Origin of the sequence: Streptomyces spororaveus (genome assembly GCF_016755875.1) — a bacterium.
Taxonomy (GTDB): domain Bacteria; phylum Actinomycetota; class Actinomycetes; order Streptomycetales; family Streptomycetaceae; genus Streptomyces; species Streptomyces spororaveus.
This window is the reverse complement of sequence record NZ_BNED01000005.1, coordinates 3378023-3404369: the sequence shown is the minus strand read 5'-3', so window position 1 is coordinate 3404369 and position 26347 is coordinate 3378023. Positions and strand designations below refer to the sequence as shown.

Annotated in this window: 28 protein-coding genes; 18 read left to right on the top strand and 10 right to left on the bottom strand. The window is 71.5% G+C overall.

Translation table 11 applies throughout. The annotated features are described in order from the left end of the window. Positions 1 to 1869 precede the first annotated feature (1869 nt). Positions 1870 to 2199 (bottom strand): hypothetical protein, encoded by a 330-nt coding sequence (locus tag Sspor_RS17455; RefSeq protein ID WP_202199978.1) that lies wholly within the window; start codon positions 2197 to 2199, stop codon positions 1870 to 1872. 190 nt (positions 2200 to 2389) lie between these two features. On the opposite strand from Sspor_RS17455, the gene Sspor_RS17450 reads away from it, so the two are divergent. Beyond that, positions 2390 to 2941 carry a GNAT family N-acetyltransferase gene (locus Sspor_RS17450; protein ID WP_202199977.1) on the top strand — a complete coding sequence of 184 codons (552 nt, stop codon included), beginning with the start codon at positions 2390 to 2392 and terminating at the stop codon, positions 2939 to 2941. Here the strand turns inward: Sspor_RS17450 and Sspor_RS17445 are convergent. Continuing rightward, on the bottom strand, positions 2938 to 3390 hold the full coding sequence (locus Sspor_RS17445; protein WP_202199976.1) for a nitroreductase/quinone reductase family protein: 453 nt from the start codon (positions 3388 to 3390) through the stop codon (positions 2938 to 2940). The two genes, Sspor_RS17450 and Sspor_RS17445, sit on opposite strands and share 4 nt — an antisense overlap. Positions 3391 to 3496: 106 nt before the next feature. Between Sspor_RS17445 and Sspor_RS17440 the strand changes: the two genes are divergently transcribed. Next, positions 3497 to 4465 (top strand): LysR family transcriptional regulator, encoded by a 969-nt coding sequence (locus Sspor_RS17440; RefSeq protein WP_202199975.1) that lies wholly within the window; start codon positions 3497 to 3499, stop codon positions 4463 to 4465. A gap of 151 nt (positions 4466 to 4616) precedes the next feature. Here the strand turns inward: Sspor_RS17440 and Sspor_RS17435 are convergent, their stop codons facing one another. Next, entirely contained in the window at positions 4617 to 4802 is a 186-nt protein-coding gene (locus Sspor_RS17435; RefSeq protein ID WP_202199974.1) for a hypothetical protein, read from the bottom strand. 178 nt (positions 4803 to 4980) lie between these two features. On the opposite strand from Sspor_RS17435, the gene Sspor_RS17430 reads away from it, so the two are divergent. Beyond that, positions 4981 to 6327, top strand: a complete 1347-nt coding sequence (locus tag Sspor_RS17430) for a carbohydrate-binding protein (RefSeq protein ID WP_202199973.1) — start codon at positions 4981 to 4983, stop codon at positions 6325 to 6327. Positions 6328 to 6407: 80 nt separating this feature from the next. Here Sspor_RS17430 and Sspor_RS17425 read toward each other — a convergent pair whose 3' ends face one another. From Sspor_RS17425 to Sspor_RS17415, 3 genes are read right to left on the bottom strand one after another with little or no spacing between them, the layout of a single operon-like run. Then, a complete protein-coding gene (locus Sspor_RS17425; RefSeq protein WP_202199972.1) occupies positions 6408 to 7424 on the bottom strand; it encodes a YdcF family protein in 1017 nt (338 codons plus the stop codon). A gap of 23 nt (positions 7425 to 7447) precedes the next feature. Then, on the bottom strand, positions 7448 to 9028 hold the full coding sequence (locus Sspor_RS17420; RefSeq protein WP_202199971.1) for an N-acyl-D-amino-acid deacylase family protein: 1581 nt from the start codon (positions 9026 to 9028) through the stop codon (positions 7448 to 7450). A gap of 10 nt (positions 9029 to 9038) precedes the next feature. Further along, the gene (locus Sspor_RS17415; RefSeq protein ID WP_202199970.1) at positions 9039 to 10331 is read right to left on the bottom strand and encodes an amino acid deaminase; all 1293 of its coding nucleotides are present in this window, start codon (positions 10329 to 10331) and stop codon (positions 9039 to 9041) included. Positions 10332 to 10478: 147 nt separating this feature from the next. On the opposite strand from Sspor_RS17415, the gene Sspor_RS17410 reads away from it, so the two are divergent. Continuing rightward, positions 10479 to 11231, top strand: a complete 753-nt coding sequence (locus Sspor_RS17410; protein WP_202199969.1) for an IclR family transcriptional regulator — start codon at positions 10479 to 10481, stop codon at positions 11229 to 11231. Beyond that, a complete protein-coding gene (locus Sspor_RS17405; RefSeq protein ID WP_202199968.1) occupies positions 11228 to 11638 on the top strand; it encodes a RidA family protein in 411 nt (136 codons plus the stop codon). Before Sspor_RS17410 ends, Sspor_RS17405 begins: the two co-directional genes overlap by 4 nt. 80 nt (positions 11639 to 11718) lie before the next feature. Here Sspor_RS17405 and Sspor_RS17400 read toward each other — a convergent pair whose 3' ends face one another. Together Sspor_RS17400 and Sspor_RS17395 are read right to left on the bottom strand one after the other, a co-directional pair. Then, positions 11719 to 13056 carry a M14 family metallopeptidase gene (locus Sspor_RS17400; RefSeq protein ID WP_202199967.1) on the bottom strand — a complete coding sequence of 446 codons (1338 nt, stop codon included), beginning with the start codon at positions 13054 to 13056 and terminating at the stop codon, positions 11719 to 11721. Between the two features lie 125 nt (positions 13057 to 13181). Continuing rightward, positions 13182 to 14885 carry a chitinase gene (locus Sspor_RS17395; protein WP_372499723.1) on the bottom strand — a complete coding sequence of 568 codons (1704 nt, stop codon included), beginning with the start codon at positions 14883 to 14885 and terminating at the stop codon, positions 13182 to 13184. A gap of 421 nt (positions 14886 to 15306) precedes the next feature. On the opposite strand from Sspor_RS17395, the gene Sspor_RS17390 reads away from it, so the two are divergent. The 13 genes from Sspor_RS17390 (at position 15307) to Sspor_RS17330 (ending at position 25137) form a co-directional block, all read left to right on the top strand. Further along, positions 15307 to 16218: a hypothetical protein gene (locus Sspor_RS17390; RefSeq protein WP_202199966.1), complete on the top strand. Its 912-nt coding sequence runs from the start codon at positions 15307 to 15309 to the stop codon at positions 16216 to 16218. A 48-nt stretch (positions 16219 to 16266) separates the two neighbouring features. After that, the gene (gene cpaB / locus Sspor_RS17385) at positions 16267 to 16968 is read left to right on the top strand and encodes a Flp pilus assembly protein CpaB (protein WP_202199965.1); all 702 of its coding nucleotides are present in this window, start codon (positions 16267 to 16269) and stop codon (positions 16966 to 16968) included. Between the two features lie 7 nt (positions 16969 to 16975). Beyond that, positions 16976 to 18250: a CpaE/TadZ family protein gene (locus Sspor_RS17380; RefSeq protein ID WP_202199964.1), complete on the top strand. Its 1275-nt coding sequence runs from the start codon at positions 16976 to 16978 to the stop codon at positions 18248 to 18250. A 3-nt stretch (positions 18251 to 18253) separates the two neighbouring features. Continuing rightward, positions 18254 to 18616: a TadE/TadG family type IV pilus assembly protein gene (locus Sspor_RS17375; RefSeq protein ID WP_202199963.1), complete on the top strand. Its 363-nt coding sequence runs from the start codon at positions 18254 to 18256 to the stop codon at positions 18614 to 18616. Between the two features lies 1 nt (position 18617). Then, entirely contained in the window at positions 18618 to 18992 is a 375-nt protein-coding gene (locus Sspor_RS17370) for a TadE/TadG family type IV pilus assembly protein (protein WP_202199962.1), read from the top strand. Further along, positions 18989 to 20332 carry a TadA family conjugal transfer-associated ATPase gene (locus Sspor_RS17365; protein ID WP_202199961.1) on the top strand — a complete coding sequence of 448 codons (1344 nt, stop codon included), beginning with the start codon at positions 18989 to 18991 and terminating at the stop codon, positions 20330 to 20332. Before Sspor_RS17370 ends, Sspor_RS17365 begins: the two co-directional genes overlap by 4 nt. Beyond that, positions 20329 to 21267 carry a type II secretion system F family protein gene (locus Sspor_RS17360; protein WP_202199960.1) on the top strand — a complete coding sequence of 313 codons (939 nt, stop codon included), beginning with the start codon at positions 20329 to 20331 and terminating at the stop codon, positions 21265 to 21267. The genes Sspor_RS17365 and Sspor_RS17360 overlap by 4 nt, the downstream gene beginning before the upstream one ends. A 13-nt stretch (positions 21268 to 21280) precedes the next feature. Further along, a complete protein-coding gene (locus Sspor_RS17355; protein WP_202203705.1) occupies positions 21281 to 22171 on the top strand; it encodes a DUF5936 domain-containing protein in 891 nt (296 codons plus the stop codon). A gap of 3 nt (positions 22172 to 22174) precedes the next feature. Next, the gene (locus Sspor_RS17350; protein ID WP_202199959.1) at positions 22175 to 22861 is read left to right on the top strand and encodes a response regulator; all 687 of its coding nucleotides are present in this window, start codon (positions 22175 to 22177) and stop codon (positions 22859 to 22861) included. Between the two features lie 110 nt (positions 22862 to 22971). Continuing rightward, complete coding sequence (locus tag Sspor_RS17345; protein ID WP_202199958.1) at positions 22972 to 23229, top strand: hypothetical protein; 258 nt, start codon at positions 22972 to 22974, stop codon at positions 23227 to 23229. Further along, entirely contained in the window at positions 23226 to 23867 is a 642-nt protein-coding gene (locus Sspor_RS17340; RefSeq protein WP_202199957.1) for a pilus assembly protein TadG-related protein, read from the top strand. The genes Sspor_RS17345 and Sspor_RS17340 overlap by 4 nt, the downstream gene beginning before the upstream one ends. A gap of 30 nt (positions 23868 to 23897) precedes the next feature. Then, positions 23898 to 24488, top strand: coding sequence for a hypothetical protein (locus Sspor_RS17335; protein WP_202199956.1), 591 nt, complete (start codon positions 23898 to 23900; stop codon positions 24486 to 24488). 31 nt (positions 24489 to 24519) lie between these two features. Then, positions 24520 to 25137 carry an OmpA family protein gene (locus tag Sspor_RS17330; RefSeq protein ID WP_237403904.1) on the top strand — a complete coding sequence of 206 codons (618 nt, stop codon included), beginning with the start codon at positions 24520 to 24522 and terminating at the stop codon, positions 25135 to 25137. A 65-nt stretch (positions 25138 to 25202) separates the two neighbouring features. On the opposite strand, the gene Sspor_RS17325 is transcribed toward Sspor_RS17330, so the two are convergent. Continuing rightward, on the bottom strand, positions 25203 to 25676 hold the full coding sequence (locus Sspor_RS17325) for a carboxymuconolactone decarboxylase family protein (protein ID WP_202199954.1): 474 nt from the start codon (positions 25674 to 25676) through the stop codon (positions 25203 to 25205). A gap of 94 nt (positions 25677 to 25770) precedes the next feature. Further along, a complete protein-coding gene (locus Sspor_RS17320; protein WP_202199953.1) occupies positions 25771 to 26301 on the bottom strand; it encodes a TetR/AcrR family transcriptional regulator in 531 nt (176 codons plus the stop codon). Between the last annotated feature and the right edge of the window lie 46 nt (positions 26302 to 26347).

The following is a 26347-nucleotide window of genomic DNA, read 5'->3' as shown; positions in this document are numbered from 1 at the left end:
GGGATCCGCTCGGCCGGGTGCCAGGAGGTGCGGCGGTGGCTGCGGTGTGCGGGGGCTGGGGCGGCCGGGGCCGGGACCTGGGGCGGCGGCTGCGGCGCGCGGGAGCCGCTCGGCCGGGTGCCGGGGGCGCGGCGGTGGCTGCGGTGCGCGGGGGCTGGGCGGTCGGGGTCGGGTGTCGGGCGGCGTTTCGGCGTACGGGAGTGTGGCGGCCGGGGTCGGGTCCTGGAGCGGTGGCTGCGGAAAGCGGGAGCTGCTCATTCGGTAGTCAGTGATGTGTATGGGGGTTTCCCGTCAGTCTCATCGTCTCTCCGTGTCGGGCCGGTCCCTCAAGGGCGCTCGTTCCTCGCGTCGCTTCGCGATGGCCTTGCGGCCACCCTTGACCGACCGTCCCGCCCCGGAAATCCGAAGACTGCCGAGAAGCCCCCAAAAGAACGAGCCGGGCACTCAAGGATCAGGACGGGGCGGCCAGAGACCCCCTGCCCGGTCCCGGGTGGGCACGCCCGACAGACGGGGCCCATCCACACCGAGACCCGGACCGGGGGAAGCGCCCCAAATCGCTATACGCTCCTGACGTCTCAGCGTCCGACGACCGTCCTGGGTTGGACATAGGCCGCCCACCATCCCCACTGACTCCTCGGTCTCAGCGTCCGACGGCCGTCTTGGGTTGGACATAGGCCGCCCACCACTCACGGGTCTCTCGATGACGGCGTCCGACGACCGTCTGTGGCTGGTCATGAGCCGCCCACGCCCCTTGGGGCTCCCTTTTGGCGGCGGTCGACGGTCGGCGCGCCCGCCCAGGCGCATTGGGGGTCCTCTTTGACTGCGTCTGGCCGTCGTCCGGGGTGAAAAGACGTGGGACTGCGGCTATTTCGTCGTGGATGCAGGTCAGCGCACATGGGTGGCCCAGAAGGCCGCCAGTTTGCCCCAATTACCCCTGTTTGGGGGTGGGTTTGTGGTGTCGTGGTCTCGCTGACCCGGTTCTACGACGGAATACCGGAGCTGTCAGCCGTGAGTCCCTCTCGACGGCTCTCATCAGCCCCAAGCTGCCCGTCGGTCGCAGCCGGCGAGAAGCACATGGGTGGTGGGCGGCTTGTGCCCGGCTCCGGACGGTCGTCGGATGCGCGTCGATGGGGGGACCGGGGTCGGAGGCGGCTTATAAGCAGCCCAGGCCGGTCGTCGGACGCAGGTCGAGTGTCGGATCGAGGTCGTGGGCGGCCTATGTCCAGCCCAGGACGGTCGTCGGACGCTGAGACGTCAGGAGCGCGTAGCGATTGGACGCGCCTCACCCGACCCGGGTCCGGGTCTGGATGGGCCCCGTCTGTCGGGCGTCCCCGCCCCCGTCCGGGCAGGGGGTCTCTGACTACCCCGTCCCTTAAAGCTTGGACCGGCTCGTTCTTTTGGGGGCTTCTCGGCAGTCTTCGGATTTCCGGGGCGGGACGGTCGGTCAAGGGTGGCCGTCAGGCCATCGCGTAGCGACGCGACGAAGGAGCGCCCTTGAGGGACCGGCCCGACACGGAGAGACGATGAGACTGACGGGAAACCCCCATACGCGTCACTGGCCACGGGGTGCGCGGCTGCCGCTTTCCGGCGCTCGGGTCGTCGGGTTCGACTCCGGTCGGCTGGATCCCCTCCTCCCGCGCGGCGTCCTGGGTCCCGACCCCGGTCGAGCCGTGCGGTTGCCGGAGTTGCCGCCCTCGGTGCAGGCCCCGGGCGGTCGGCTTCCGGGCGTGGGGGCTTCCGCCGAGCCGCTCGGCTCCGGGCGAGCCGTCCGGGCGCCGGAGCCGCCGCCCCCGGGGCGTCCCGCTGATCACCAGCGGGCTGTGCGCGCGGGACGTGGAAGTGACGGTGTGCGACCACGCGTGAGCCGGCTCAGTGCCGGGCCGGCCAGGCCGGGTACCGGACGCGGGGCGTGTGCCGCTTGCGGGCTTCGCGTGCGAGGAAGCCGGCTCCTGAGGCGACCGTCGTGAGGAACGGCAGTGCCAGGGCGGCCGGCCGCCAGATGGCCCAGATGCCCAGGGCGCTCACCCATACGGCCGCCGAACCCGCGGCGAGGGCCACCAGCAGCGCGATCCTGGCGCCCAGCGGCAGCCTGCGGCTTGCCGCGACGGTCGCGTACCCGAGGACCGCGCTCGTCGCGAGGATCGCGGCGATACCCGCGAGGACTACGGCAAGCGCGATGACGATCACGAGCAGGCCCATGTCGAGCCCACCTCCCCACTCGCGGTGACCGGTCGCGAGGGCAGACGGATTCGCATCCCGCTGCTCCGGCAGGTTCACCGCAGGCCATACTGTCAGAGCGTTTGAACGCGTTCAACACCGCCCTCGTGTCACCCGTAGGCCCTGGTGTCGGCGGCGGGCTCCGGTCGCGCGGGCGTGGCACGATCGCGTGATGGAGTACCGGTACGCCACCGAGGCCGATGGGCCCGCCATGGCTGAGCTCTTCGCCGCCAACCACCACGACGCGCTCACGGAACGGCAGCGGGCGGAGCAGGGCTTCGTACAGGGCCGCTTCGGCGTCGGCGTGCTGCGGGCGATGGCCGGTGCGCGGGAGCTGCTGGTCGCGGACGACAAGGGCCGGATCGCCGGGCTGCTCGCACTGGCGGAGCCCGCGACCCTGGCCGACCCGTCGCCGCCGGTCGCGGGCCTGCTCCAGGCGCAGGAAACCCTGGAGTGGCAGGGGCGCCCGCTGGCCGAGGCGCGCTGGCTGCTCTACGGGCCGGTCGTGGTGGACGCCGCCTACCGGGGGCGAGGTGTGGCCCGGGCGCTGTTCACCATGGCCGTGGCGGTGGCCTCGGAGCGCGCCGAAGCCGTGGTCGCCTTCATCGAGGCCGGGAACGCGCCCTCCTGGAAGGTGCACGTCGACGGCTTCGGCATGGTCCCGCTGGGCGACTTCGTCGCGGACGGGCGCACGTACAGCGCGGTGGCCGCTCCCACCTACTAGGCCTCGCGCTCCAGGATCACCAGGGGGATCTCGCGGGGCCGGGCCGCGGCGCGGTCGTCCTCGAACGGGGGCCACAGGGCCGTCATCATCTCCCAGTACACCTCCCGCTCCTGGGGTGTGGCGGTGCGCGCCCGCGCCGTGAAGGCGGCGGCGCCGACCTGGAGGCGGACCTCCGGGTGGGAGGTGAGGTTCCGGTACCAGTGCGGGTGGTCCGGGGCGCCGTAGGCGGAGGCCAGGACGATGTGGCGGCCCTCGTCCTCGCCGTAGATCAGCGGGGTGCGGACGGTACGGCCGCTGGCGCGGTCGAGCGTCGTCAGCAGGAGGGTGCGGACTCCGTGCCAGAGGTGTCCGTCGGCTCCGGCGGTGCTCACGTAGGCGCGTACGTGGTCGAGCCGCGGGCCGGGGCGCGGGTCGGTGGGGTGGTCCCAGTCGACGTCGAGTGCGTGCATTTTCCTGTCCTTCGGATTGCGTCCCCCTTGCGGCTAACGAGCATTAACGATTCTGGATGCGCCCGACCCGTAGCGCATGCCCACAGGTCTGGACCAAGCTCGTCGTATGGATCTGGAGCTGAGGCACCTCAAGATCGTCAGGGCCGTCGCCGACGCCGGGAGCCTGACGCGGGCCGCCACCGTGCTCGGCCTCGCGCAGCCCGCGCTCAGTACGCAGCTCAAACGCATCGAGCGCGTGCTGGGCGGCACGCTGTTCGTGCGCGGCCGGGAGGGCGTACGGGTCACCGCGCTCGGGGAGCTGGTGCTGGAGCGGGCCAGGGTGCTGCTGCCCGCCGTGTGCGAGCTGCAGGAGGACGCCAGGCGCTTCGCCCGGCAGGATGCGCACGGCTACCGGCTCGGCGGCACGCACGGGCCGCTGCTCGGCGGGCTCGTGGACCGGCTCGCCCATCACGAACCCGGCGTGCCCGTGACCACGTACACCTCCTGGTCGGAGAAGGAGGTCGCGGGCGGCGTCGCCGACGGGCGCCTGGACTTCGCGCTGGTCGGGGTCTGCGGGGAGAGCGCGCCGCCCGAGCCGGGGCGGCTGGCCTGGATGGAGGTGGCGCGCGACCCGGTGTACGTGATGCTCGCGGAGGACCATCCGCTGGCCCTGGCCGCGCGTACGGAGATCGACCTGGCCGAGCTCGCCGCCGAGGCGTGGACGGACGTTCCCGGCGACGGGTGCTTCGGTGACTGTTTCGCCGCGGCCTGTGTGCGGGCCGGGTTCACGCCCGCCTGCGTCTACGAGACCGACACCGCCTCGTGCGTGCACCTGGTGCAGGTGGGGCGGGCGGTGGGACTGTGCCGGGCCACCTTCCCGGCGACCCCGGGGGTGGTCACCCGGCCCCTCGCCGGGGCCCCGCTCGTGTGGCGGCACCTGCTGGGGTGGCATCCCGCCGCGCGGGCGGCTGCGCGGGCGGCGGATGTGCTGGCGCACGCCAGGGCTGCGCATGCGGAAGCCCTGGGACGGTCTGCCGGAGCCCCGGCTCTGCGGGCGGGGCCGGCGCGGCGGGCCGCGCCGTGGACTGCGGCGTAGCGGGTGCGGCGCCGTTGCGGGGGCGCTGCCCCCGAGCCCCCGCGCCTCAAGCGCTGGCGGGGCTGGGTGGGGTGGGGTGGCGGGGCTGGGGGGTGAGATGCGGTGCCCCCGGCGGGGCCGGGGGCGGTGGGGCAGTCCTTCGGCGCCGTGCTCAGGGCAGGTAGCGCTCGATGACCTGCGGGCCCTCCTTCTCGATCAGCTTGCGGGCCTTCTCGACCCGCTCCGGAGTCGGGTCGTGGCCTGTCGCCATCACGAGGTCCTCGGGGTCGTACGGCCGTTCCCCGCCCGTGAAGAGCCGGTCCGACCGCGTGGGCTGCTCGTCCGATTCACTGACCATCGCGTACCTCCTACGGTTTCCCCTGGCCCCATAGTCCGGCCGCCGCCCCATGAACGCACGTCGGCCGCCGCGGGGCGACGGGCATAGCACCGGGGCAGGGGCCAACTGGCAGCTCCCGCGGCATGGTTCGGATTTCTACGGTTTCCGCAGACCCCACCGGAAACCGAGGAGATCCCCCATGCTCAAGCGACACGCCCGCGCGGCGTGTACCGCCCTGGCCGCCGCCGGGCTGCTGCTGACCGCCACCGGCGGTGCCACCGCCGGTCCCACCCCCGCCGCGCCCACCGCGGCCGCCACCCTGCGCACCGCCGACGCGCCGCCCGAGCTGCTCGCCGCCCTGCGGCGCGACCTCGGCCTGACCCCCACGCAGGCCGGGGCGCGCCTCGCCCACGAGGCCGAGGCGGGGGCCACCGCCGCCCGGCTGCGCGACCGGCTCGGCGCCGCCTTCGCCGGCGCCTGGGTGGACGGGGCCGACTCCGCCACCCTCACCGTGGCCACCACCCGGACCGCCGACACCGCCGCGATACGGGCCACCGGGGCCCGGGCGAAGCTGGTCACCCGCACCCTGGCCGAACTGGACGCCGACCGGGCCGTACTGGACCGGGCGGCCGGTCCCGCCACCCCGGTCCGCTATGTCGACCCGCGCTCCAACACCCTCGTCGTCGAGGAGACGGCGGCGGGGGCGGCGGCCGCGCTGCTGGCCGCCACCGGGATCGGCGCGGACCGCGTCACGGTGGTCCGTACGGACGAGGCCCCGCGTCCCCTGTACGACCTGCGCGGCGGCGACGCGTACTACATGAACGGCAGCGGCCGCTGCTCCGTCGGCTTCCCCGTCACCAAGGGGTCCGTGAACGGCTTCGCCACCGCCGGGCACTGCGGGCGCGCCGGAACCACCACCACCGGCTTCAACCAGGTCGCCCAGGGCTCCTTCCAGGCCTCGGTCTTCCCCGGTAACGACATGGCCTGGGTGGCCGCGAACACGAGCTGGACCTCGACCCCGTACGTCAAGGGCGGCGGCGCGGACGTGCAGGTCACCGGCTCGGTGCTGCAGCCGGTCGGAGCCTCGGTGTGCCGTTCCGGATCGACCACCGGATGGCACTGCGGCACGATCCAGCAGCACAACACCAGCGTCACCTACCCCGAGGGCACCATCTCGGGCGTGACCCGTACGACGGTCTGCGCCGAGCCGGGCGACTCGGGAGGCTCCTACATCTCCGGGAGCCAGGCCCAGGGCGTCACCTCGGGTGGTTCCGGCAACTGCTCCAGCGGCGGGACCACCTTCTTCCAGCCGCTGAACCCGATCCTGTCCGCGTACGGACTGACCCTCAGGGTCAGCGGCGGCGACCCCGGCCCGGGCCCCGGCCCCGGTGATCCCGAGCCGGGTGGCACCTGGAAGGCGGGCACCGTCTACGCGGCCGGCGCCACCGTCACCCATGGCGGCGCGACCTACCGCTGCCTCCAGGGGCACCAGGCCCAGCCGGGCTGGGAGCCGCCGAACGTCCCGGCCCTGTGGCAGCGGGTCTGACGGAACGGAGCGCGCGAGGACGAGGAACCGGTGCCGTGACTGCCAAGGGGGGAGTCACGGCACCTCCGCGTGCGCGCGGGTCACACCAGGACCGCGGCCAGCGTGCCGAGCGCGCCGAGGGCGGTCAGCAGACCGCAGATCGCCAGGTTCACGACCCGGTGCTCCCAGAAGACCGCGACGAACTCGCGGATGGTGGCGCTCGGCACGTAGTACTTCGCGGTCGGGGATCCCAGGACCTGCCCGTTGACGCCGGTCTTGCGGGCGAGCATCGCCGCCCGGAAGGCGTGGAAGTTGTTGGTGACCACCACGCACCGGTAGGCCGGGTCGTGCGCCGTCATGATCTCCCGGCTGAAGAGCATGTTCTCCTCGGTCGTCGTGGAGCGGTCCTCCAGCACGACGTGCTGCTCGGGCACCCCCTGCGCGATCAGCCAGTCGGCCATCGCCCGGGCCTCGGCGACCTTCTCGTCCGAGCCCTTGCCGCCCGAGACGAGGAGGACCGGCGGCCGGCCGCTCCGGGCCAGCTGGGCCTCGTAGATCTGCTGCCCCTTGCGCAGCCGCGAGGCCAGCAGCGGCGGCACGCGGTCGCCGCCGACCAGGCCCGATCCCAGCATCACCACGTGGTCGACGTCGCCACGGACCTTGATCCGCCCGTAGAGGAAGGCGTAGCCGAGGAAGCAGAAGAAGACGAAGGAGACGTACCCGGCGACCACGGTGAGCGTGCCGGCGATGCCGCCGAGGAGGGGGGAGCCGACCACGCCGACGAGGACCAGCAGCGCGATCAGCGAGAAGATCGCGAGGCCCGCGAGCATCGACAGCAGGTTGGCCGGCCGGAAGCCCTCCTTGCGGATCATGACCAGGCCGTTGCGGACGAGGTAGACGCCCAGCCCCAGGAAGGCCAGCGCGGGTGAGGCGAAGGCGAGGACGAGGACCGTGACGGCCGCCCAGACGGGCAGCTTGGCGACCTGGAGGAACACCGCGGAGAACGCGCTGAGGAAGGTCAGCCCCAGGAGCACGGCGTTCTGGAAGCGGCGCCGGTCCTGTCGGACGCTCACGCAGAATGCGAGGAAGAGCAGGGCGGCGAGGGCGAAGGCGACCATGCCGACCATCGTAGATGTCGGATCTACCGAAGATCGCGGGCGGTTCGCCGGACCGAGCGCCCGGCCAGCACGTCCGTCCGGCGCCCGTCGCGCACGACGAAACGCCCGTCGATCAGGACGTACGGGATACCGGTCGGCAGTACGCGGGGCCGCTCGTAGGTGGACCCGGCCGCGACCGTGTCCGGGTCGAACAGCACGAGGTCGGCGCGGTACCCCACGCGGACCAGGCCCCGGTCGGCCAGCCGCAGGCGCGCGGCGGGGCGGCCGGCCAGGTGCGCCACGCACTCCTCCAGGGTGAGCAGGCCGAGCTCGCGCACGTAGTGGCCGAGGTAGTGGGGGAAGGTGCTGTAGGCGCGCGGGTGCGGTTTCGTGCCCTGGAGGATGCCGTCGGAGCCGCCGGTGTGGACCCCGTGGCGCATGATCGCCCGGACGTTCTCCTCGTCTCCGACGTGCTGGAGGACCGTCGGCGCGAGCCGGTCGCCGAGCAGCAGCCCGCGGGCGGTCTCCCAGCCGTCCACGCGCCTGCCGACGTACCGGCCGTAGGCGGGGTCGGCGGTGCCCGAGATCTCGATCGTCGACCAGTCGACGGGCACCCCGTGACAGCCGTCGGCGCCCTCCACCTCCAGCGCGTGGCGGATCCGGTCGGCCTCGGCGTCGTCGCGCAGCCGGGCCAGGACCGCCTCCGGGCCGCCCTCGTTCGCCCAGCTGGGCAGGAGCGCGACGAGGGTGGTGCAGCCGGGGGTGTACGGGTAGCTGTCGAGGCTGATGTCGGCGCCCTCGGCCAGGGCCGCGTCGAGCAGGGCGAGCAGTTCGGGTGCCCGGCCGCGGTTCTCGGCGAAGTTCATGGTGGCGTGCGCGAGGTGCAGGGCGCAGCCGGCCTCCCGGGCGAGGGTGACCATCTCGGCGTAGGCGGCGAGCGCGTCGTGGCCGTAACTGCGGTGGTGCGGGCAGTAGTAGCCGCCGTAGTGGGCCACGACCCGGCACAGCTCGGTCAGTTCGGCCCCCGTGGCGTACATGCCGGGGGTGTAGGTGAGGCCGGAGGACAGGCCGACGGCGCCCTGCGCCAGCCCGTCGGCGACGAGCCGGCGCATCCGGTCGAGCTCGGCCCCCGTCGCGGGCCGGTCGTCCCAGCCGAGGGCGTACGCGCGGACCGTGCCCTGGGGGACCAGGTAGGCGGCGTTGACGGCCACGCCCTGACCGCCGTGGGCCCGGTCCAGCCGGTCGAGGTACTCGCCGACCGTGCGCCAGTCGAAGTCGATGTCGTCGCCGGGGCCGTTCCAGCCGGCGATGGCGGCCCGCACCTCGCCGAGGGTGCGCTCGTCGACGGGTGCGTACGACAGGCCGTCCTGGCCGAGGACTTCGAGGGTCACGCCCTGCGCGGCCTTCGCGCTGTGGTCCGGGTCGCGGAGCAGCGCGAGGTCGCTGTGGGCGTGCATGTCGACGAAGCCCGGGGCGAGGGCGAGGCCGTGCGCGTCGACGGTCTCGCGGCCCCCGGAGAGCCTGCCGACGGCGGCGATCCGGCCCTCGTGCACGCCGACGTCGGCGGTGTACGAGGGCCCGCCCGTGCCGTCGACGACGCGGGCCCCCCGGACGACCAGGTCCACCGTCCGGTGCCTAGAAGAAGGTGCGGACGTAGTCGGTGACGGCGCCGTCGGCCTCGACGACCGGGATCAGCGGCCACTTCTCGAAGATCGTGCAGGGGTGGGCCATGCCGAGGGAGACCCAGTCGCCGACCTCCAGCGGGGTGGCGTCGGCGTCCGTCTCGACCCAGGCGTGCTGGTCGGACAGCTTGGTCACCCGGATTCCGGTCGCGGCGCGCTCGACGCCGTCGCGGGCGCTGCGCACGGCGAGCACTTCGGGCAGGCCGAGGTCGTAGGCGATGTCGCGCTTGCCGGCGTTGACGAAGGCCTGGCCGGGCGTGGGGCGGGAGACCACCTGGGTCCACAGCCGGAAGGCGGGGAGCAGGCCGCCCTCCTCGGGAACGCGGTTGAAGGGGGTCAGGCCCGAGTACCAGCCGTGGTCGTGGGAGACGTACGCGCCGGAGCGCAGCAGCGGCAGGACGGGCAGCGACAGCTCCGGGATCCCGGCGAAGACCTCGGCGACGGCGTCGAACCATTCGCTGCCGCCGGCGCTGACGATGACCTCGTCCAGGCCGGTGCCGGTGAAGAGGCCCTGCTTGTCGAGGTCGGCGGCGAGCGCGGTGAGGCGGTGCAGCCAGGCGCGGACGCTGTCGGCGTCGGCGCCGGGCATGGTGGCCTCGTAGCCGGCCACACCTGCCAGGCGCAGGGCGGGGGACGCGGCGACGGCCTGGGCGACGGCCTGGCATTCGTCGTCGGTACGGAGCCCCGTGCGCCCCTCGGCTCCGGCGCCGAGTTCGAGGACGACGTCGAGGGTGGCGCTGTGGCCCTGCAGGGCGGCGTCCATCAGCTCGACCCCGCGGACGGAGTCGACGTAGCAGACGAACCGGAAGCCGGGGTCGGCGGCGAGCTCGTCGGCGACCCAGCGGAGGGCGGGAGCATCGACCAGCTCATTGGCCAGGAAGATCGTCCGGATGCCGAAGGCGCGGCAGACGCGGGCCTGGTGGGGCATGGCGACGGTGATGCCCCACGCGCCGTGCTCCAGCTGGCGGCGGAAGAGCTGCGGGGCCATGGGGGTCTTGCCGTGCGGGGCGAAGGCCAGGTCGTGACGGGCGGCGTAGGTGCCGAGCGCGGCGAGGTTGTGCTCCAGCGCGTCCGCGTCGAGGGTCAGGACGGGGGTGGTGAAGCCGCCGGTGTACAGGTCGCGGCGCTCGGCGGCGAGTTCGCCGACGGTGAGGCCGTGCGTCTGGGCGTCCGGGGGGAGGCCCTTGAACCGGTGGTCGACCGGCTCGTCGGCGAGGTCCTTGACGGGGTCGCTGGCGCTGGCCATGCGGATGCCTCCCAGAGGTTGCGCTTTGTGCAACGGTCGTTGCATGTACCGCTGCATGCTGTCTAACATCCCGGGTGACGGTGGGTCAACGCTGCCCGGTGCTCCGGCGGAGCCGGAGGCGCGGTGACGGTCACGAGAGGACGCGGCATGAGCCAGTCGGTGGAGCGCGCGCTCACCATCCTGCCCTTGCTCGCGCGCGGCCCGGCCTCGCTCGGCGAGGTCGCCGACGAGCTGGGTGTGCACAAGAGCACCGCGCTGCGCCTCCTGCGCACCCTGCACGAGCGCGGCTTCGTCTGCCGCCTCCCGGACGGCCGCTACCGCCTCGGCGCCCAGCTCTTCGCGCTCGCCGCCGAGGCCATCGAGAACCTGGACGTCCGGGAGATCGCGCACCCCCACCTCGTCGAGCTGAACCGGGCCACCGGGCACACCGTTCACCTCGCCCTCCACCAGGACGACGAGGTGGTGTACGTCGACAAGGTCGACAGCCGCTACCCGGTCCGCATGTACTCCCGCATCGGCAGGCCCGTGCCCCTCACCGTCGCCGCCGTGGCCAAGCTGCTCCTCGCCGACCTGCCGGAGGCCGAGCGCCGCGCCCTCGCGGACCGGATCGAGTACCCCCGCTACACCGCCCGCTCCACCCCGGACGCGGCGGCCTTCCTGCGCGAACTGGACCTCGTACGCGAGCAGGGCTGGGCCACCGACCTCGGCGGCCACGAGGAGTCCATCAACTGCCTCGGGGCGCCGGTGCGCGGGCCGGACGGGCGCGTGGCCGCCGCCCTGTCGGTGTCCGCGCCCGGTGTGGTCGTCGGCGCCGAGGGGCTGCTCGCACTGCTGCCGCAGGTGCTGCGTACCGCGGAGGCCATCAGCCAGGACTACTCAGGAGCACAGGAGCGCACGTGACCGAGAAGACCGCCGTCACCCCCGGCACCCACACCACCCCGCCCGCGAGGTTCTCGCACGGCGTGCGGAAGGGGAACATCCTCCAGGTCGCCGGCCAGGTCGGCTTCCTCCCGCACGTCGACGGGCAGCCGCCCACCCCCGCCGGGCCGACCCTGCGCGAGCAGACCCTCCAGACGCTGGAGAACGTCCGCTCCGTCCTGGAGGCCGGCGGTGCGGGCTGGGACGACGTGATGATGATCCGCGTCTACCTCACCGACACCGGGCACTTCGCCGAGATGAACGGCATCTACAACGGCTACTTCGAGGAGCAGGGCCTGAAGGAGGCCCCCGCCGCCCGCACCACGGTGTACGTGGGACTGCCGGCCGGGCTGCTCATCGAGATCGACGCCCTCGCCGTCCTGGGCTGACCCGGGTCCGTCCCCGGCGGGACACGCGGGCGGGGCGCCCCCCTGGCGGTGGGGCGCCCCCTTTCACCTGCCGCGCACGCTCACGGCGCCGCGCAGTACTGGGCTTCCTTGCCGATGGAGCGGTACATGCAGTCCGCGTTCTCCAGCAGTTGGAGCACGGCGTCCTTGTTGCGGGCGGTCTCGCGGTCGATGACCTCGTCGGGCGGGTAGAAGCCGCCGCCGCCGCTCTCCGGGTACATCTCGAAGGTGTAGGCGAAGATCTTCTGGTTGCCCCACAGCCAGTCGTCGATCGTCCCGTCGGTGATGTACAGGTCGCTCGACTGCTCCGGCGTGTAGCCGTTGCTCGACGCCATGCTGGTGCCGATCTTCTTGTAGACGGCGAGGTCGTCGGCGGTCAGGCCCGGGGCGGTGTCGTTGTAGGTGTAGCCGAAGGGCCACAGGACGAGCTCGCTGTAGGTGTGGAAGTCGATGGCGGCCTTGATCTGCTGCTTGCCGCCGACGACCCGGCTGCGTACGAAGTCGGAGACCACCTTCACCTCGGGGGCCGAGGCGGCGGACGGACCGCGGTAGGTCTCGGAGCTCTTGCTGCTGCTGGAGCCGCCGCAGCAGCCCCACTTGTAGTCCCAGTTCCGGTTGAGGTCCGTGCCGACGTAGGAGGAGCCGGAGTTGGGCTGCCGGTTCTTGCGCCAGGAGCGGTAGGAGCCGGTGGCGATGTCGTACTCGCCGCCGTCCGGGTTGAGGTCCGGGACGATCCAGATCTCCCGGCCGTTGACCGCGTTGGTGATCCGGGAGTCGCTGCCGAACTTGGAGGTGAACTCCTTGAGCAGGTACAGGGCCATCTCGACGGTCAGGTGCTCGCGCGCGTGCTGGTGGGCGGTGAAGAGCACCTCGGGCTCGGCCTCGTCCGTCGCGACGTTGTCGCTGATCTTGATGGCGAAGAGGTCCCGGCCTTGGTACGACTTCCCGATCACCTGCTTGCTCGCGATCGCGGGGTACTGCGCGACGAGCTGGTTGATCTCCGCCGTGGCCTCGGCGTAGTTGTGGTACTTCGAGTCCGCCGAGGGGAAGTCCATAGGGCTCGCCGCGATCCCCGGCAGCGAACGGTCCGGGGGTCCGGGCAGGGCCGTCAGCCGGTAGCCGAGCTCCTTGAGCTTCCTGGCCTGCATGGTGTCGGCGCTGACCACGACCGTGTGGTCGTCCACCTCGTCGATCGAGACGCCCGTACGGAGCAGGGCGGTGCGGTCCTCGGGGGTGGACGGGCCGTGGATCCGGTACTGGATGATCGCCTCGTCCTGGGTGGCGGTGGAAGGGGTGGGCGGAGGTGAAGCCGTCGCGCTCATGCCGTAGGCGGGTGCGCCCAGCGCGAGCGCCAGCAGGGCCGCCGTGACGGCGGCCCTCCGGCGGGTATGGAGCCGCATGCGTTCTCCTGGGTCGGGAGTGTGGGGGTAGCCGTGCGGACGCGCACAGCGTGCTCTCGTGGCATGTCCCGGTCAAGGACACCCTGTGCAGGCCGTACCGATCCGGCCACCCCCACACGTACCGCCTACGGGAGCCCGTGGACCTTGGGACCCACCGAGTTCGACCAAGCACTACCCGCCTTGGCGTCCCAGTTGGTCGACCAGGTCATCGCACCTCGCAGACCCGGGTAGGTCTTCGACGGCTTGAAGGAGCCGCAGTTCGTCCCCCTGGTCAGGCAGTCCAGGGCGTTGCCCACGACGGTCGGGGACACGTAGCCGCTGCCGGCGCCGCTGGGAGAGGCCGGGACGCCGATGCCCACCTGCGAGGGGTCGAGGCCGCCCTCCAGCTGGATGCAGGCGAGCGCGGTGAGGAAGTCCACCGAGCCCTGGGAGTAGACCTTGCCGTCGCAGCCGTTCATCGAGCCGCTGTTGTAGTACTGCATGTTGACGACGGTGAGGATGTCCTTGATGTTCAGCGCCGTCTTGAAGTAGCCGCCCTGCGTGGACTGCATGTCGATCGTCTGCGGGGCCATGGTGATGACGAGCGAGGAGCCCGCCTTCGACGACAGCGAGCGCAGGGCCTGCGTCATGTAGGTGGGGTTCAGGCCGTTCTCCAGGTCGATGTCGATCCCGGTGAACCCGTACTCCTGCATCAGGGCGTACGCGGAGTTCGCGAGGTTGTTCGCGGAGGCCGGGTCGTTGACCGTGATGGTCCCCTTCTCGCCGCCGATGGAGAGGATCACCGACGTGCCGGCCGCCTTCTTCGCGGCGATGTCGGCCTTGAACTGGGCGACCGTGTAGCCGCCGAGGCCGGCCGAGTCGAGGTTGAAGGTGATGGCTCCGGGCGTGGTGGTCGCGTCGGCGAAGGAGACGGCGATGATGTCGTACTGAGCCGAGACGTCGGAGATCCTCTGGACGGTCGCGCCGTTGTTGAAGTTCTGCCAGTAGCCGGTCAGGGCGTGCCTGGGGACCCCCGGGCCGGGGCCCGGACCCGGGTCGGTGCCGGTGGTGGTGCCGGTCACGGGTGCGGACTTCGGGCCCTCGCCCGCCGCGTTGTACGCGCTCACCTGGAAGGAGTACGAGGTGGCGGCGGCGAGCCCGGTGATCTGGGCGGAGGCGGCGCCGCCGGTCACGGTCCTGACGCGGACGCCGTCCTGGTACACGTAGTAGCCGGTGGCCGAGCCGACCGCGTTCCACGAAAGGGTGAGGGCGTTCGCGCTCTGGCCGGAAACGGCCGCCCCGGCCGGGGCGCCGGGGACGGACGGGCCGGGGTCGGTGCCGCCTCCGCCGTCCGGGCCGAAGACGCTGAACTCGTCCACGACGTACGCCGGCTGGCCGTACCAGCCGTGCGTGTAGACGGTGACCTGGGTGGTGCTGGGGCCGGTGGTGAAGGTGGTGGAGAGCTTCTGCCAGCCGGAGCCCGATCCGGGGGTCCAGGTGGAGACGTCCTGGGTGCCGGTCCCGGTCGCGCCGAGGTAGACGTAGCTGCCCTGGACCTGCGTACTCAGGGTGTACGTCGAGTTCGGCTTGACCGTGACGGTCTGGCTGCAGCGGGCGTTGTCCTGGCCCGCCGGGGTGGCCTTGAGGGCGCCGGATCCGGCGTAGACGGGCGAGGAGACGGAGGCGCCGGTTCCGCCGGTGCAGGACCAGTTGGCCAGACCCGACTCGAAGCCGCCGTTGCGAGCGACGTTCACGTCGGCGGCCTGTGCGGTACCGGCGGCCAGGGCGGACAGGGCGCCCGCGGTCAGGGTGACGGCGATGGGGAGGGCGAGGGAGCGTATGCGGTTCACGTGGGCTCCGGTGGGGGGAGGAAAAGGGGTGTGGGAAGAGGCGGACCGAGTGGGGTGGGTCCGCCTCACGGCGTTGGCTGCCAAGTTGGTCCAGACCAATCCCCGTGTCAAGAGTCTTCGCGATGTGGCTTGAAATGGCCCGCTATGCGATCCCTGTTGTCCGGGTTTCCGACCCCCGGGACAGGTGCCGGCAGCACGGGAATCCCCAAGGCCCTGCCCTGCCAGGGGTGACGCGGATATGGTGCTGGGGCAAGGGGGGAGCGGGTCGATCGGATGCGGTCGCGCAGTGCGGGAGCGGACGCGAGAGGTCCGTACCTCCACCGTGCCGAGTCCGCGTCAGGTCCGTGCCGAGCGCGCGCCGGGCACGTGAACGGCCCGCGGCGTACTGGGCGTACGGGGGCGTACGCGGGGGAACGGGGGAATGCGCGTGCCGACCGCCATCGCTGTCACCAGCGCCGATCTGGTACTTCCGGCCCCTGACCGGCACACGCCCGGGGCCGCCTTACTCCACCCGCCCGAGCAGCTCGACCTGGAGTCCGCGCTCGCCGAGGCGGGCGCCCTGCTGGAGCGCCACGGCCACCTCGTGGCCCTCGTACCGCCGTGGCTCCCGCGCTCCACCGTCCAGCGCCTGCACACGGTGCGCGCCATCCTCGAAACCGACCGGATCGCGCTCCTCGGCATCGATCTGCCGCCGCTGGGAACGGCGCTGCTGGCGCGTCAGCTGCGCCAGCTCAGCGTCTGCGACTTCAGTCCCGGAATCATCGCCTCCGCGGCCCGGCTGCTGTCCCACTACATCTACGCGGGCGCCCTGCTGGGCTCGGTCGCCAAACTCGACCGGGTCCGGGTCCCGGTCGGCCTGGGGGCCCACGCCAGATCCTGGTCGCCCAGCGCCCAGTTCGCCGTCATGGCCCACCCGAAACCGCACCTGGCGAAACTGGGCACGGGCGCGGGCGGCCACGGTGCCCACGGCCCGCGCAGCGGCGTGCTGCCGGCCGGTCCCGAGTTCGCCACGCACCTCACCTTCGCCCGCGGCCAGCTCACCTCCGACTGGGTCACCGCCGAACTCGCCCCCGCCTGGCAGGTCCAGGGCGTCATGGAGAACCCGCTGCCGGCCGCCTCGGCCGGCTGGTGGGGGACCCCGAAACTCGTCGAGTTCGCCGCCGGCATCCCGGACCTGTCCGTGCTCTACCAGCTGGTCGCCTCGGTCCGCCGGGAGGAGTGCCGCTGGTGCGGCCTCGAACTCATCGGCGACCGCTGCGGCTTCTGCGCGGCGCCGCTCACCGCACCGCCGGCGGCGCCGCCGCCCGCGAGCACCGCCCGTTCCAGACCCTGACCACTCGAACGCACGAATGAATGAAGAACGGCGAGGTAGGTAAGGCCCATGAACTCACGCCAGCGCCGCGGCGTCATCCTGCTGCTCCTGTCGGTCCTGTGCGCACTGGGGGCCTTCGCCGGAGTCCTCGTGGTGATCGGCGACGTCAACTCCAAGGTCGGCGCCGAGGTCGTCGCGTACCGGGCCAAGGGCGACATAGCCCCGTACAGCCCGCTGGCGGCCGGGCAGTTCGAGGAGGTCAGGATCCCGAAGCGGTGGCTGTCCGACACCGCCGTCACCGACCTCGGCGCACTGAAGGACAAGATCGCCCTCACCACGCTGAAGAAGGGCTCGCTGCTCCAGGCGGACATGTTCGTCGACCGGCCGCAGCTGCAGCCCGGTGAGCAGGAGATCGCCATCATGATCGACGCGGCCACGGGCGTGGCCGGGAAGATCACCTCCGGCGCCAAGGTCAACATCCTCGCCACCTTCAAGGGCGCCAAGGACACCGACCCCTCGCGCTCGGTCATCATCGTCGCCAACGCCCGGGTCCTGGGCGTCGGCAAGCTCACCGCCCTGGACAAGGACAGCGACCGCAAGGGCCCCGCCGAGGCCGTTCCGATCACCTTCGCCCTGAGCACCAAGGACACCCAGCGCGTCGCGTACGCCGAGTCCTTCGCGGAGCACGTACGCCTGGCCCTGGTGGCCCCCGGCACCGATTCGGCGCCCACCCCGGGCGACCGCACGTACACCCTCGACGGGGACAGGTGAGGCCCGGATGACCACCCGAATCCTCCCCGCGGTCGGCGACCCGGACGCCGCGCGCGCCATCGTGACCCTGCTCAGCCAGCTCCCGGCGGCCGAACCGGCCGCCCCCGTGCCCGACGCGACCACCCTCCTGGACACCCTCGCCCGGCTGGCCGCCGACTCCATCGACGAACTGCCCGAGGTCGTCCTCGTCCACGAGCGGATCGGCCCGGTGCCCGCCCTGGAGCTCATCCGGGAGGTCGCCCTGCGCTTCCCGGCGGTGGGCGTCGTCCTAGTCTCCTCGGACGCCGGCCCGGGGCTCTTCTCCGCCGCCATGGACTCCGGCGCGCGCGGCCTGATCGGCCTCCCGCTCTCCTACGAGGAACTCGCCGCCCGCGTCCAGGCCGCCGCCCAGTGGTCCGTGGGCGTACGCCGGCACCTGGGGCGCGGCGCGGCCGACGCCTTCCCGGCGGGACCCGGAGGCCGGGTCGTCACGGTCACCGGAGCCAAGGGCGGCGTGGGCACCACCTTCACCGCGGTGCAGTTCGCACTGGCCGCGGCCGCCTCGGGACGGCGCACCGCACTGGTCGACCTGGACCTCCAGGCGGGCGACGTGGGCTCGTACCTCGACGTGCAGTTCCGGCGCTCGGTCGCCGACCTCGCCGGGATCCAGGACATCTCGCCCCGGGTCCTCCAGGACGCCGTCTACGACGACGCCTCGGGTCTCGCGCTGCTGCTCGCCCCGGCCGACGGCGAACGCGGCGAGGAGGTCGACGACCGGGCCGCCCGGCACATCGTCGCGGCCCTGCGCAGCCGCTACGAACTCGTCGTCGTCGACTGCGGGACCCAGGTCACCGGGGCCAACGCGGCGGCCGTGGAGATGGCGGACGTGGCGGTGCTGGTCACCACCCCGGACGTGGTCGCGGTACGGGCGGCGAAGCGGATGGTCCGGATGTGGGAACGGCTCCAGGTGCGCAAGGCCGAGGACACGGCGATGGTCGTCAACCGCTGGAGCAAGCACACCGAGATCCAGCCCGCGCTGATCGAGAAGATCACCAAGACCCGCGCCACCCGCACCCCGGTCCCGGCCGCCTTCAAGGAACTCCAGGCCGTGGTCGACGCGGGCCGCGTCCAGGACCTCGACAACCGCTCGACGGTCAAACAGGCCCTGTGGACCCTGGCCGGCGAGCTCGGCCTCCTGTCGACCCCGGACACCGCCGCGACCGCGGCCGCCACCCCGGGCGCCTCGCTCGCGGTCCGCGCGTCGGGCCCGGTGGCCCGCCTGCGCCGCGGCCGGGAGGGCTGACCGGTGCCCGCCCGCAGACCGGGGCGCGGGGACCGGGGCCAGGTGGCGATCGAGTTCGTGGGCACGGTGCCGCTGATCCTGCTGCTGGTGGCGGCGGTGTGGGAGTGCGTACTGATCGGCTACGCCTTCTCCCTGGCGGGCAACGCGGCGGACGAGGCGGCGCGGGCGGGGGCGGTGGGCCGGTCCTGCGAAGCGGCGGCGGGGGAGCACATAGGCGAGGCCTGGGGCATGAAGGCGGAGTGCGGGCCCGCAGGTGACATCTACAAGGCGACCGTGACGCTCAAGATCCCCGTCCTGTACCCCGGGCTCAACTTCGGCAAGATCACCGGCACGGGCGGCGCGGCGATGGAGAAGGAGACGGAGTGACGTGAACCGTAACCGGCGATGGCGCTCCGACCGGGGCCAAGTGGCCATCGAGTACATCGGCTTCGTGCCGATCCTGCTGTTCGTCGCGCTGTGCGGGATCCAGCTGGGCTGGGTGGCGTACGTCCACGAGCAGGCGGACACGGCGGCCCGTACGGCGGCGCGCGTGGAGGCCCGTCATGGCAGCGGCGGGGAGGCGGCGGGCGCGGCCGCTGTCAGGGACGGGCTCGGCGTGACGGTGAAGGTGAGCAAGGACGCCGACACGGTCACTGCTGTCGCCACCATCCCGATCAACGCGATCATCCCTGGGCTCGATATCGATGACGCCAGGGCAACCGCCGTCATGCCCAACGACGACCCGAAGGGCGACCGACCATGAGCCTGCGTTCCCGGGTCAACACACCGGACGAACACCACAACTCCCGCGAAGACGGCCGACTGGTCTCCTCCTACCGCGCCAAGCTGCTGGAGGAGATCGACCTCGCCGAGATGTCCGCGCTCGCGCCCGCCGAGCGCCGGGCGCGCCTGGAGCGCGTACTCGGCCACATCATCAGCCGCGAAGGGCCCGTCCTCTCCACCGTCGAGCGCGCCCAGCTGATCCGCCGGGTCGTCGACGAGGCCCTCGGGCTCGGCGTCCTCGAACCGCTCCTCGAAGACGCCTCCATCTCCGAGATCATGGTCAACGGCCCCGATCAGATCTTCGTCGAGCGCGCCGGACGCGTCGAGCAGCTCCCGATCCGCTTCGCCTCGCACGAGCAGCTGATGCAGACCATCGAGCGCATCGTCTCCACCGTCAACCGCCGCGTGGACGAGGCCAATCCGATGGTCGACGCCCGCCTCCCCAGCGGGGAGCGCGTCAACGTCATCATCCCGCCGCTCTCCCTGACCGGCGCCACCCTCACCATCCGCCGTTTCCCGCGCGCCTTCACCCTGCACGAGATGATCGCCCTCGGCTCGCTCGACCAGCAGATGCTGCTCCTGCTGTCCGGGCTGGTCGGGGCGAAGATGAACGTGATCGTCTCCGGGGCCACCGGCACCGGCAAGACCACGCTCCTCAACGCACTCTCCGGTCTGATCCCGGAGGGCGAACGCATCATCACCATCGAGGACTCGGCCGAACTCCAGCTCCAGCAGGCCCACGTGATCCGCCTCGAATCCCGCCCGCCGAACGTGGAGGGCAAGGGCCAGATCACCATCCGCGACCTCGTACGCAACTCCCTGCGTATGCGCCCCGACCGCATCATCGTCGGCGAGGTCCGCGGCGGAGAGACCCTCGACATGCTCCAGGCGATGTCCACGGGCCACGACGGATCCCTGGCCACCGTCCACGCCAACAGTTCCTCCGACGCCCTGATGCGCCTGCAGACCCTCGCCTCCATGTCGGAGGTCGAGATCCCCTTCGAGGCCCTCCAGGACCAGATCAACAGCGCCGTCAACGTGATCGTCCAGCTGACCCGCTTCGGCGACGGTTCGCGCCGCATCACGGAGATCTCCATCCTCGAATCACACGGCCGCGAACCCTTCCGGATCACGACGGTCTGCCGCTTCGCGGCCCAGCCGATGGGGGCGGACGGGCGCGTTCACGGCTACTTCGAGTACTACCCCCTGCCCCGCCGGATCGCGGAACGCCTCTACATGAACAACCAGCCCATCCCGCAGGCCTTCGGCGTCGCGCCGGAAGACCCCCTGACCGCCCGCATCACCCGGACCGCCCTGTGAACCCACTCGTCCTCGCCACCCTCGGCGCCACGCTGCTCGCCTGCGTTCTGGTCGTCGTAGGCCTCCAGGCGTACCTCGCAGGCCGCGCCCAGCGCGCCGCCCTCATCGAGCGCCTCTCGGCGAGCGGTGCCCCGGAGCCCCTGGGGCGAAGGCGCCGTTTCCGGACCGTCGACCGGCGGCTGCGCAAGACGAAGCTCGGCCGCCGCATCGAGCTGAAGCTCGCGACCACTGGTCTGGACCTCACACCCGGCGAGTTCTTCGTCTACATGCTGGGTTCGATCGCGGGAGTCTGGCTCATCGCGTCCTCCCTCCTCGCGCCGTTCTTCGGCCCGGTGGCGGGCGCGATCGGCGTCTGGGCGGCGAACGCCTTCCTCAACTGGCAGCGTGCGCGGCGTACAGAGCGCTTCATCAACCAGCTCCCCGACCTGGCCCGGATCCTCGCCAACGCCACCCAGGCCGGGCTAGCCCTGCGTACGGCCATCGGCATCGCGGCCGAGGAACTGGAAGCCCCCGCGGGCGAGGAACTCGCGCGCGTCGCGGACCGCCTCGCCGTGGGCCACTCCATCGACGAATCCCTGGGGGAGCTCACCGAACGCCTCCCGTCCCGTGAACTGGTCGTCCTGGTCTCCACCCTCGTCCTGTCGGCCCGTGCGGGCGGCGCGATCGTGGACAGCCTGCGCAACCTGACGGTGACGCTGGAGCAGCGCAAGGAGACGCGCAGGGAGATCCGTACCCAGCTGTCCCAGGTCACGGTGACGGCGTACCTCGTCCCTGCCATCGGCCTCGGCTCGCTGCTCCTGGTCGACATGGTGATGCCGGGCGCGCTGGACCGGATGACGGGCGCGTTCCTCGGCCAGACGGCCGTCCTCGTCGCGCTCGGCCTCTTCGCCCTGGGGTTCATCCTCATCCGCCGCCTGTCCAAGATCGACGTGTGAGGGGGCGCGCATGATCGAGCTTCTCCTGGCCGTGCTCGTCGCGGTCTCCGTTCTCGGGATCTTCCACGGCATCGGCCTGTACCGCGCGGACGTGAAGCTCCCCACGGACCTGGCGCTCGCGCTGGAGGTCGGGGCCACCCGCACCACGGCGGTCGGCTCCCTGGTGGACCGGATGGGCATCCGCTGGGCCCCGGCCGTGCTGCGCCTGATGGGGCCGGCCCGGGTCGCCCGCAAGCGCCGCCAGATCGACATGGCGGGCAACCCGGCCGGCCTGACCATCGACCGGTACGCGGCCCGGCGGGCGGTGTACGGAGCCCTGGGCGCCGTCGGCGCCTTCTCGATGCTGATCAACGGTCAGCTGGTCGCCGCACTCCTCATGGTGGCCTTCGGCCTGTTCTGGATCGAGGTCGGCCTGTGGTCGGCGATCCGGGTCCGCCGCGACCACATCGAACGCACCCTGCCGGACTTCCTCGACGTACTCGCGGTCGTCGTCAGTGCCGGGCTGGGCTTCCGGCAGGCGCTGGACCGGGTCGCGGACAAGTACGAAGGGCCGTGGGCGGACGAAATCCGCATCACGCTCCAGCAGATGGACATGGGCGTCAGCCGACGTGAGGCCTTCGACGAGCTGAGGCGGCGCAACGACAGCGAACAGGTCGCGCAGTTCGTGACGGCCCTGCAGCAGGGCGAGGAGCTCGGCTCCCCGATCGTGGACACCCTGATCGCGATCGCCGAGGACATGCGCCGCACGGACGCCCAGAACGCCCGCCGCCGTGCGGCCCGGGCCGTCCCGAAAGCGACGTTCGCGGTCACCATGTTCATGCTCCCGGGCACGCTGATCCTGCTGGTCTGCGGCTTCGTCTACGGCGCGAACGTCGACTTCGACGCGCTGTTCGGGGGCGGCTGAACCATGACGCGACTGAGCGTCCTCATCGCGGACGGCAACCCGGTCATCAGGGCGGGCCTCGCGGCCATCCTGTGCACGGCCGAGGACCTCGACGTCACCGCCCAGGCGGCGGACGGCCGCGAAGCCCTGAGCCTGACCCGTCGGCATGCCCCGGACGTGATTCTGCTGGACGTCCGGATGCCGGGCGTGGACGGGATCTCGGCGCTGCCGCACCTGGTACAGCTGGCTCCGGTGCTGATGCTGACGTACAGCAGGGAAGCCGAAATCATCTGCGAGGCCCTGCTGCTGGGCGCCGGCGGGTACCTGGTGCACGGCGAGTTCACGGCGGACGACCTGCTCCGGGCCGTAAGGGATGCCCCGCTGGGCCGCCCCCACTTCACCCCGACGGCGGCGAGCGCCCTGCTATCCGAACTCCGGGCCTCTTCGCATCCGCAACGAGTTGTGGCACAGTCTTCTGAGCGGATGCACAACTCTGTTGTCTTCGGGCTGAGTTCCCGGGAGGTGGAGATTATGGATCTGATCGCGTCCGGGATGAGCAATCAGCAGATCGCAGCCGCCTGCTTCATCAGCGAGAAGACGGTCAAGAACCACATCAACCGCATCTTCGCGAAGCTCCAGAGCGCCACGCGCAGCGAGGCGATAGCCCGCTGGCTGGGAACCGCCCGTCCAGGAGTGACCGGTCATGGGTAGACAGAGTGCGCAGTGGGTCCGTAATTGGGCCCCGGGACCCTTGGTCACGACTGGTGACTCGCCGTACCGTCCGCAGATCGACACCGGTACCGGCCCGGGAGGGAACCCCCATGTCACAGAACACGCTGCTGAAGGCCGCCGTGGAGGCACGGATCAGGGTGAACGGCTGGGCGGACACGGCCCTGCAGAGCCTCCGCAAGCGCCACGCCAACCTCGACCGCGGCCAAACCGCCTTCGAGTACCTGGGCATCATCCTGGTGGTCGTGGTGATCATCGGCGCGATCGTCGGCACGGGCATCGGTACGGCGATCACGGACAGGATCGCGGCAGCGGTGCAAGCCGTCACGGCTGGTGGCGGAGGAAAATGACCTCAGGTCGCCAGGGCGACCGAGGGCAGGCATTTCCCATCTACATCGTGGTGATTGCGGGCCTTCTCTTTGCGGCGCTCGCGTTCTTTGTCGTCGGTCGAGCGGCAATCACTCGAAGTGACGCTCAGGGTGCGGCGGATGCGGCAGCACTGGCAGCTGGGCGGGAAGCCAGAGACGCTGTACTGCTCGACATCGATCTCGCCGCGTTGAAGCCTGCCGACTGGGAGAGGATCGTTGATGGGAAACGCTTCGGAGGCGGCCTACCCTGCGCGGCTGCAGACACGTTCGCGGCGAAGAATGACAGCAAGGTGACGCAGTGTGGTTCCGCGCCTCCGCGATTTACCGTATCTGTGGAGACGAACGCGGCCGTCGGCGATTCAGTGATCCCCGGGACGGGCGCTCAGCATGGAACGGCTACAGCCACCGCCTTGGTGCAGGCGAAGTGTTTCCTAAGTGCCACGTCCACGCCGAGCCCCACCCCCACCGTGCCGGATGAGGGCAGCTCGCCGGCGCCCACGCCGTCCCCATCGACGGTGGAATTCACCTGCGGTGGTGAACTGGTCAAGCTCGATCCGCTGAAGCCGGGCTCTCTGAGTGCATTGACCCGACGGCTGTTCAGCGTGCGACTCGTCGGCTGACAGGAACGAGAGACAAGGAAGAGTTCGTAGATGAGCATTCGGCACATGGTGAAGGTCCGTGGGGGCATGGCTGTTGCAGGTGCTGCGGCGGTCATGGTTCTCACGCTGGCCGGGTGCGGTGGAGAGGGCGCCAAGGAGCCGAAGGCCGACGGGAAGGCGCCCACTGCACAGCCGCAAGGCGGCGGCTCGAACAAGCCGACCTCCAAGGCGAGCCCGAGTCCCCAGCCGACCGAGACACTCGCTACCGCGAACGGCGATCCCGGCATTGTCCTCACGATCAACTCGGCCGTGCGTGATCCAGGTGGCTTCGTGACAGTCAGCGGACAGATCAAGAATGATGGAAGCGGGGTCTTCACGAAGATCACCGCTTGGCGTGGTGACGAGAAGAGCGCCAGTGGAGCGTCCATCGCGGGCGCAACCTTGATCGACAAAGTCGGCAAGAAGCGGTACTACGTGCTTCGGGACAGTGAGAACTGCCTGTGCACGACGGGCATTACACGAATCGACCCGGGCGCTTCGATCCCCATTTTCGCGCAGTTCCCCGCACCGCCTGCCAGTTCCACCGAGGTCGACTTCACGCTCCCCACGTTCGCCACGGCAACTATCAGGATTTCCGGGTGACGCCATGATTGCAGTGACCCACCGTCATCGAATGGCCGCGGCGACCGCTGTGGCCGGCCTTGTCATCGCCGGTGCCCACCTCATCGGTGCCAGCGCCGCCCACGCCGACGACGTCAAGCCGTCCGTACCCCCCGGCACCGAGCCCTCCGCCGCCGCGCCCGTGCCCATCGACTCCAACGCTCCCGGGCTGAAGATCCCGCAGGGTGGGACCCTCGCTCCGATCAAGGTGCTGGACATCGCCGAGGTCGTCGAGGACCTCGGTGGGGAGCAGCGGCGGCAGGAGACCAATCAGACCGTCATGATGGCGCTCCAGTCTGAGGTGTTGTTCCCCGAGGACAGCGCGGTCTTCACCGCGCAGGCCTCCGCCCGGATCCAGGCCATCGCGCAGGAGATCAACCAGCAGAAGGCCACCCGCATCCGCGTCTTCGGCTTCACCGACGACCAGGGGAGCTACGAGCACGGCAAGGAGCTCTCCAAGAAGCGGGCCGATGCCGTGCAGGCCGAGCTGGCCAAGACCGTCACCAACCCGAGCGTCGTCTTCGACGTGCGCGGCTACAGCGAGGACTACCCGATCGCCGACAACGGCACCGAGGAAGGCCGCAAGAAGAACCGCCGCGTCGAGATCACCTTCCCGCGCGGCGCGGGCTAGGCGGCGCCCGGCGTCCGGCCCCTCCCCGGTGGGGGTCGGACGGCGGGCGCGCCCGGTGCGGGTGTTCAGCCGAACTGGCCCGGCTGGTAGTCGCCCGCCGGCTGCTGGACGAGCACGTTCAGGCGGTTGTAGGCGTTGATCAGGGCGATGAGCGACACCAGGGCGGCCAGCTGGTCCTCGTCGTAGTGCTTGGCGGCCTCGGCCCAGGCCTCGTCCGTGACGCCACCGGCCGCGTCGGCGATGCGGGTGCCCTGCTCGGTCAGCTCCAGGGCCGCGCGTTCGGCGTCGGTGAACACCTTCGCCTCGCGCCAGGCCGCGACCAGGTTGAGCCGCACCGGGTCCTCCCCGGCGTGGGAGGCGTCCTTGAAGTGCATGTCGGTGCAGAATCCGCAGCCGTTGATCTGGCTGGCCCGGAGCTTCACCAGCTCCTGTGTGGCGTGCGGCAGGGTCGAGTCGGTGATGGCCTTGCCCGCGGAGTTGATGTACCGGCCGAACTTGGTCGCGACCGCGTTGCCGAAGAGGTTGAGACGCGCTTCCATCGTGATCTCCTTGCCGTGTCATCGGTTACACAGCTCTGACAGAAATCACGGCCCGGATGTGACAGCCCGGCGAGCCGAATGCGTGTGACCTGCGTCACCCTGTCGGCAGGAGGAGCTCCGCGATCTCGCGGGCGCGGCGGGCCGGCTCCGGGCCGGGAGCGAGGGCGGCCACCGTCGTCGCCCCCTCGGTCAGGATCAGGAGGCGGTCGGCCAGGGCGGGGTCGGAGGTCAGGTCGGCCAGCAGGGCGTGGAGTTCCGCCTTGTGGACCCGGACGATCTCCGGGGCCGCGGCGCCCAGCTCCCCGTACGCGTTGAGGAACGCGCAGCCCCGGAAGTCGGGCTCGGCGAACCAGCCGGCCAGCCAGTCGAAGACCGCGAGTACCCGTGCCCGCGGCTCCGCCGGGGCGAGGGCCGCGGTGCGCAGGGAGGTCAGCCACTGCCGGTCGCGGCGTTCCAGGTAGGCCGTGACGAGGGATTCCTTCGCGGGGAAGAGGCGGTACAGGCGCTTGAGGGGGACTCCGGAGGCGGTGCGGATGCGGTCCATGCCGACGGCCTGGATGCCGTGCCGGTAGAACAGCTCCTCCGCCGCGTCCAGCAGTCGGGTCCGTGCCTCTTCGTCGTCCATGGGGGCAGGGTAGCCCGTTTCCCGTTGCGGCGAGAACGACCGTTCT